Source organism: Rhodococcus sp. P4_F5 (assembly GCF_056401315.1).
This window is the reverse complement of sequence record NZ_JBFUJP010000124.1, coordinates 1-7,363: the sequence shown is the minus strand read 5'-3', so window position 1 is coordinate 7,363 and position 7,363 is coordinate 1. Positions and strand designations below refer to the sequence as shown.

The window sequence follows — 7,363 nt, the reverse complement described above, 5'->3', positions numbered from 1 at the left end:
CCTCGACGTCACCGACAACGACTCGGTGGACGCGTTCGTCACGGCCGCGGAGCAGGCGCTCGGTCCCGGCGAGATCGTGGTCTCGGGGGCCGGCGACCTCGAGTTCGGCACCGCGGACCAGATGGACCCGGTCAGTTTCGCCAGGCAGATCGACGTGCACCTGGTGGGGGCACAGCGTCTGGCCCACCGGGTACTGCCCGGAATGCGGGAACGCCGGCGCGGCGACTTCGTGCTGATCGGCTCCGACTGCGCCGACCGGCCGCGGCCCGGCATGGGCGCCTACGACGCGGCCAAGGCCGGTCTCGAGGCGATGGGGCGGCAGATGCGAATGGAGCTCGAGGGCACCGGGATTCGCGCGTCCGTCGTGCGGCCCGGACCCACCTTCACCGGGATGGGGATGGATTCCACCCCCGAGATCCTCGCCCCGGTCGCCGAGCTCTGGACCAAGTGGGGCTTTGCTCGGCACGGCTACTTCCTGCGCGCCTCCGACATGGCCAGCGCCGTCGTGGCGGTGGTCACCGCACCGCGCGGCGCGCACCTGGTCCTCGTCGAGGTACAGCCCGAGGCGCCCCTCAACCCGCTCCCGACCACCACCTCCTAGGAGACGACATGGCACACGGAGTGCAGGAGAAGCCGACGACACTGCCGGATCCGCCCCGGGTGTCCGGTGGCGAGCACGAGCACGGGCACCTCGAGGAGCTGCGCACGGATCCGATCGCGCTGATGCGCCGGGTGCGCGAGGAGTGCGGCGACGTGGGGATCTTCCAGCTTGCCGACCGTGAGGTGGTGCTGCTCGCCGGCGCCGAGGCCAACGAGTTCTTCTTCCGTTCCACCGACGAGGACCTCGACCAGCAGGCGGCGTACCCGTTCATGAAGCCGATCTTCGGCGAGGGCGTGGTCTTCGACGCCAGCCCCGAGCGGCGCAAGGAGATGCTGCACAACTCGGCGTTGCGGGGCGAGCAGATGAAGGGCCACGCCGCCACCATCGGCAACGAGGTCGAGGCCATGGTCGCGGGCTGGGACGACGAGGGCGAGATCGACCTGCTCGACTTCTTCGCCGAGCTGACCATCTACACCTCGTCGGCCTGCCTGATCGGCAAGAAGTTCCGCGACCAGCTCGACGACCGGTTCGCCAAGCTGTACCACGAGCTGGAACAGGGCACCGACGCGATCGCCTTCGTCGACCCGTACGCGCCGATCGACAGCTTCCGGCGCCGAGACGAGGCGAGGGTTGCGTTGGTCGCGCTGGTGCAGGAGATCATGAACGGGCGGATCGCGAGCCCGCCGCAGGGCCGCGACGACCGCGACATGCTCGACGTGCTCGTGTCCGTCAAGGACGAGAACGGCGAGCTGCGGTTCAGCGCCGACGAGATCACCGGCATCTTCATCTCGATGATGTTCGCCGGTCACCACACCACCTCCGGCACCGCGGCCTGGTCTCTGATCGAACTGCTCCGCCACCCCGACGTGATGACGCGGGTGGTGACCGAACTCGAGGAGCTCTACTCCGACGGCGCGGACATCAGCTTCCATGCGCTGCGCCAGATCCCGGTACTCGAGTCGGTGGTCAAGGAGACGCTCCGCCTGCACCCACCGCTGATCATCCTGTTACGGGTGGCCCGCGGGGACTTCGAGGTCGGTGGGTACCAGATCCACGAGGGCAATCTGGTGGCGGCGACGCCCGCGATCTCGAATCGGATCCCGGAGGACTTCCCGCGACCCGACGACTTCGACCCGGGCCGCTACCTCGACCCGAACCAGGAGGACATCGTCAACCGGTGGACCTGGATCCCGTTCGGGGCGGGCAGGCACCGGTGCGTCGGGGCGGCGTTCGCGCAGATGCAGCTCAAGGCGATCTTCTCGATTCTGCTGCGGGACTACGAGTTCGAGATGGCGCAGCCTCCCGAGACGTACCGCAACGACCACAGCAAGATGGTCGTCCAACTGCAACAGCCGTGCCGAGTGCGCTACCGCAGGAGGTCGCGATGAGAGTCGAAGTGGACCTGGACCTGTGCCAGGGGCACGCGGCCTGCGAGATGGAGGCCCCGGACGTGTTCGCGGTGCCGAACCGGGAACAGGTCACGATCCTCGACGCCACACCCCCCGAATCGCTGCGCGCCGATGTGGAGAACGCCGTCCGGTACTGCCCGACGCGGGCGCTGCGCATCGCGGAGGGCTGACGAGCACCACGCCACCATCCACACACACTCGAGGGAGACGATTCACGATGACCGGATTCGACCGCGCCGAGCTCGACGAGATGGTTCAGCGCTGGATTGACGAGAACAAGCGGGCCGAGGCCGCCGGCGACTGGAAGCCGTTGGCGGACATGTATACCGAGGATGCGACCTACGGCTGGAACTACGGGCCGAAGCAGGACTTCATGGCCGTCGGGCGCGAGGAGATCCGGGAGGTGGCCCTCGGCCTGGAGATGAACGGGCTCGAGGGCTGGCAGTACCCGTACCAGGACTTCGTCGTCGACGAGCGCAGCGGGAACGTGATCGGCCTGTGGAAGCAGGTCTCGGACGCCACCCGCGCCRACGGCAGCAGCTACGCGGTGCACGGCATCGGCGGCAGCTGGTTTCGGTACGGCGGCAACTTCCAGTGGTCGTGGCAGCGCGACTTCTTCGACTTCGGCAACGTCTCCGCGCTGTTCATGGAGATGATCCAGGACAACGCACTCTCGACCGGCATGCAGTCTCGGATCCAGCGGTCCGTCTCCGGCGAGCGACTGCCCGGCTGGTACCCGGCCGGCAAGGCTCCGGTTCCGCTGTGGTGAGCCCGGTGACGCGGCCCCAGCACTCGTTCGCCGACCTGTCCCGGCGTGACCTGGCCACGCTGGTCCCCGAACTGCTGCTCTGCGGCCAGCTCATCGACCGCTCCGGAATGGCCCATCTGATCGTGGAATTCGGTCGCGAGGGCATGGCGCAGGTCGCCATCGAGGAGTGGCAGGCGTCGAGCCCCTGGTACTCCCGTCGCATGCAGAAGGCGCTGCGCTACGAGGGCGACACGGTGGTGACCATCTTCAAGGGCCTGCAGCTCGACATCGGGGCGCCGCCGCAGTTCATGGACTTCCGTTACCGGGTGGACGACCCGCAGCACGGCGAGTTCTGGCTGGACCACTGCGGCGCACTGATGGACGTCGAACCGCTGGGCGACGAGTACGTCACCGCGATGTGTCACGACATCGAGGACCCGACCTTCGACGCGACCGCACTCGCCACCAACCCGCACGCCCAGGTTCGGCCGATCCACCGGCCGCCGCGCCGGCCCGCCGACCGGCACCCCCACTGCGCGTGGACGGTGGTCATCGACCCGGCCCACGTGCCGCCTGTGATGGAGCCGCACACCGAGCAGATCGGTCGCACCGCGGCCAATGCGTTGGAGCTGAGCCCGATCGAGGCCGACGGGGACGGCGCCCACGACTACTCGGGACCCTTGCTCGCCGACGTCCGGTTCTCGGACTTCTCCTCCTCGGCGCTGGTGCGGATCGCCGAGGAGGTGTGCCTGCAGCACCACCTGCTCGCGCTCGGATTCCTCGTCGCGGTGCGCAAGCGGGCCCCCGAGGGCAAGGTCCTGGAGATCACCCGCAAACAGCTGACCGGCATCGCCGGTGTGGCCGCGCAGCGCATCCGCGACGCGCTAGGCCTGCCGTCCGACCTCGAGGGGCTGGCGGCCGTGCTCTCGCTGCACCCGCTGCTCAACCCGAGGCAGTACGTGGACAGCGAGATCCGGTTCGGCGGCGACCGCCTCGAGCTGTGGATCGGTCGCCGCGGCCCGGTCGACGCAGACGGCGGGTGGCCGACGCTCGTCGACGGCGACCACCTGGAGCCGTTGCAGGCGCTGGTGCGCGGGGTGAACCCGCACTTCACGGTGCGGGTCGTGAGCGAGGGCCCGGCCGGTCTGCTCGTCGCTGTCGACACCGACGTCGAGCCGGCACCCGAATGCGTCGAGGTGGCGATCACCAAGGTCAGCACCGGCGCGGGATTTGTCTTCGAAGACCGCGGAATTCCGTTGCCGCTCTATGTGGTGTGAGCGGCCGACCCCGAAGGACGTTGCATGGCCTACACGTTCGCAGACCTGTTTGAGCACGCCGTCGACGCGATGCCGGACCGCATCGCCCTGATCGCCTCGGGGGAGGAGGTCACCTTCCGGGATCTCGACGAGCGTGCCAACCGCCTGGGGCACCATCTCGAGACCGCCGGATTCGGCGCAGGCAGCCACGTCGGCATCCACATGCACAACTCGATCGAGACGATGGTCGCCGTGCTCGCGGCGTTCAAGGTCCGGGCCGTGCCCATCACCGTGAACTACCGGTACACCACCGACGAGCTGGTGTACCTCTACGACAACGCTGACCTCGATGCGCTGGTGTTCCACGCGGGATTCGCCGGACCGGTGGCCGAGGCGCTGCCCGGGGCCCCACGAATCCGGCACCTGGTCGAGGTGCCGGACGTGCTCGCCACGGAGCCGAGCCCCGTCCGACACGGTGCGGTCCGCTACGAGGACGCGCTCGCGGCGGCCGGCCCGGCGCGTGGGTTCGGCCGGCGCAGTGGCGACGACGTCTACATCCTCTACACCGGCGGCACCACCGGCCGGCCCAAGGGCGTGGTGTGGCGTCAGGAGGACATGTGGCGGGTGCTCGCCGGCGGCCTGGACTTCTTCACCGGTGAACCGGTCCTCGACGAGTTCCAGCAGTCCCGCGCCGGGGCGGCCGGCGAGCCGATGCGGATGCTGATCCTGCCGCCCCTGATCCACACCTCGGCGCTGATGCCGACGTTCACCGCGCTGCTCGCGGGCAACGCGGTGATCTACGACCCGAAGTTCGACGCCGTCCGAACCTGGCAACTCGTCGGCCGGCATCGGCCGACGGCGATGGTCATCACCGGCGACGCGATGGGCAGACCACTGGTGGAGGCACTGCGCGCCGGCGCGGTGGACACGTCCAGCCTGTCCGTGGTGGCCTCGGGTGCCGCCCTGTTCTCCGGTTCGGTCAAGGACGCCTTCTTCGAGGTCCTCCCGGACCTGCTCATCTCGGATTCGGTCGGGTCTTCCGAAACCGGTTTCGGGGGAATCGGTTTCGCCACCAAGGGCCTCGACCAGCGGGGTGGTCCGAAGGTGGGCAGGCACCGTCACACGGTGGTCGTGGACGACGAGAACCGGGTGCAGGCACCGGGGTCCGGCGCCGAGGGCTGGCTGGCGAAGATCGGACCGGTGCCCCTGGGGTACTACAACGACCCGGCCAAGTCCGCCGAGATCTTCCGTCAGGTGCACACCGCCGGCGGACCCGCGCGGGCGGTGGTCACCGGCGACCGCGCCCGGATCGAGGACGACGGCTCCGTCACCCTGCTGGGTCGCGGCAACATGGTGATCAACACCGGCGGCGAGAAGGTTTTCGCCGAGGAGGTCGAGGCGGTGGTCAAGGCCCACCCCGACGTGTACGACGCGATCGTGGTCGGTGTCCCCGACGAGCGCTGGGGCAGCCGGGTCGCCGTCGTGATGCGCGCCCGCGACGGCCTGCCCGACTTCGAGGGCATCGAGAAGCACGCCCGTAGCCAGCTGGCCGGATACAAGATTCCGCGGTCCTTCTGGATCGTGCCCGAGGTCGAGCGGACACCCAGCGGCAAGCCGGAGTACCGGTGGGCCAAGGACCATGCGACCGCCCACGCACCCGATCACCGGATCGACTGACATCCCACCGAAAGGCCCCAGCCATGAGCGAGTTGAAGGTTCCGAAACTCGACCTGCCGCCAGGCTTCGACGTCACCGACCCGAAGCTGTACGGCGACCGGGTGCCGCTCGAGGAGTTCGCGCAGTTGCGTCGCAGTGCACCGGTGTGGTGGAACGAGCAGGCGCCGGGGACGGGGGGATTCCACGACGGTGGGTGCTGGGTGGTGTCCCGGCACGCCGACGTACGGGATGTCTCGTTGCGACCGGAGGACTTCTCCAGCAACGTGAACGGGTGCATTCCGCGGCACGAGGACAACATCACCGCGGAGGAACTCGAGGCGACCAAACACGTCCTGATCAACAAGGACGCGCCCGAGCACACGCAGCTGCGCAAGCTGGTCTCGCGGCTGTTCACCCCGCGGGCGGTCGAGTCGATGCGGGCAGAGCTCACCGCGCGCGCCGAGACGATCGCGGCCGAGGCCGTCGCGAACGGACGCGGCGACTTCGTCCGGGAGGTGGCCAGCGAGCTCCCGATGCAGGCGATCTCGGAGCTGCTCGGGGTGCCGGATGACGCCCGGGAGCAGTTGTTCGACTGGTCCAACCAGATGACCGGGTACGACGACGACACACTCGCCGGTGCGTCCCGGATGGCGTCGGCGCAGATCCTCGGCTACGCCTACCAGTTGGCGGAGGCGCGCCGAGCGGACCCGGCGGACGACATCATCTCGCGGCTCGTGCACGCCGACGTGGACGGCGACGCGTTGACCGCGGAGCAGTTCGGGTTCTTTGTGATCATGCTCGCCGTGGCCGGAAACGAAACCACCCGTAACGCCACGACACTCGGGATGATCGCGTTCATGGAGAACCCCGAGCAGTGGGAGCTCTACAAGCGGGACCGGCCGAAGACGGCCGCCGACGAGATCATCCGGTGGGCGTCCCCGCTGACGTCGATGCAGCGGACGGCGCTGGTGGACACGCAGATCGGGGGTACCGCGATCACGGCGGGCCAGCGGGTGGTGCTGCTGTACGGGTCGGCGAACTTCGACGAGGACGTGTTCGAGCACCCGAGCACCTTCGACATCACCCGGGACCCGAACCCGCACCTGGCATTCGGCGGCACCGGGCCGCACTACTGCATCGGCGCCAACCTGGCGCGGATGGAGATCGACCTGATCTTCGACAAGATCGCCGACCACATGCCCGACATCTCGAAGCTCGGTGATCCCCGTCGCCTGCAGTCCGGATGGCTGAACGGGGTCAAGCGATTCGACGTCGACTACGGAGGTCGGTGCCCCGTCGCGCACTGACGCCCCGGGCACCGAGCAGGGTCCGCGTCGGCCTCGACCTGGTCGACGGCCAGTGGCTGGTCAGTGAGATGACCCCGATCTAGGGGGGTGTAGCGCCACCGCAGGGGGTGAGGGTGTCGCCACCTGGGGTGTCTGTCCGTGCGGGCCGCCAGGTCGGAAGCTTGTGTGACCGAGCAAGACCAACCCCCACCGAACGAGGAGCACCCAATGTCGAACACCATCAAGCGCGCTTTCGCTACCGCAGCCATCGCCGCCTTCGCCCTGGCCGCCGGAGCGGGCATCGCCTCCGCTGACGCGAACGGCGGTGCCGGCGCACCCGGTGGCGCGGGCGGAACCGCCCAGTCGGGCAACGCCCAGACCGGCAACGGTGGCAACGCCACCGGTGG

General features: G+C 69.0%; 7 protein-coding genes. All 7 read left to right on the top strand.

Annotated features, from left to right (window positions below; genetic code table 11):
- Positions 1-601 (top strand): SDR family oxidoreductase (locus tag AC1DU4_RS25880; protein ID WP_477844771.1); only part of this gene is annotated, 601 nt, incomplete at its 5' end.
- An 8-nt stretch (positions 602-609) separates the two neighbouring features.
- Positions 610-1,989 (top strand): cytochrome P450, encoded by a 1,380-nt coding sequence (locus AC1DU4_RS25875; protein WP_477844769.1) that lies wholly within the window; start codon positions 610-612, stop codon positions 1,987-1,989.
- Entirely contained in the window at positions 1,986-2,180 is a 195-nt protein-coding gene (locus tag AC1DU4_RS25870) for a ferredoxin (RefSeq protein WP_477844767.1), read from the top strand. Before AC1DU4_RS25875 ends, AC1DU4_RS25870 begins: the two co-directional genes overlap by 4 nt.
- Positions 2,181-2,227: 47 nt before the next feature.
- Complete coding sequence (locus tag AC1DU4_RS25865; RefSeq protein ID WP_477844765.1) at positions 2,228-2,779, top strand: Cif family virulence factor; 552 nt, start codon at positions 2,228-2,230, stop codon at positions 2,777-2,779.
- Entirely contained in the window at positions 2,773-4,035 is a 1,263-nt protein-coding gene (locus AC1DU4_RS25860) for a hypothetical protein (protein WP_477844763.1), read from the top strand. The genes AC1DU4_RS25865 and AC1DU4_RS25860 overlap by 7 nt, the downstream gene beginning before the upstream one ends.
- Positions 4,036-4,059: 24 nt before the next feature.
- Positions 4,060-5,691: an acyl-CoA synthetase gene (locus tag AC1DU4_RS25855; RefSeq protein WP_477844761.1), complete on the top strand. Its 1,632-nt coding sequence runs from the start codon at positions 4,060-4,062 to the stop codon at positions 5,689-5,691.
- Between the two features lie 23 nt (positions 5,692-5,714).
- Positions 5,715-6,977, top strand: coding sequence for a cytochrome P450 (locus AC1DU4_RS25850; protein WP_477844759.1), 1,263 nt, complete (start codon positions 5,715-5,717; stop codon positions 6,975-6,977).
- The last annotated feature ends 386 nt before the right edge of the window (positions 6,978-7,363 follow it).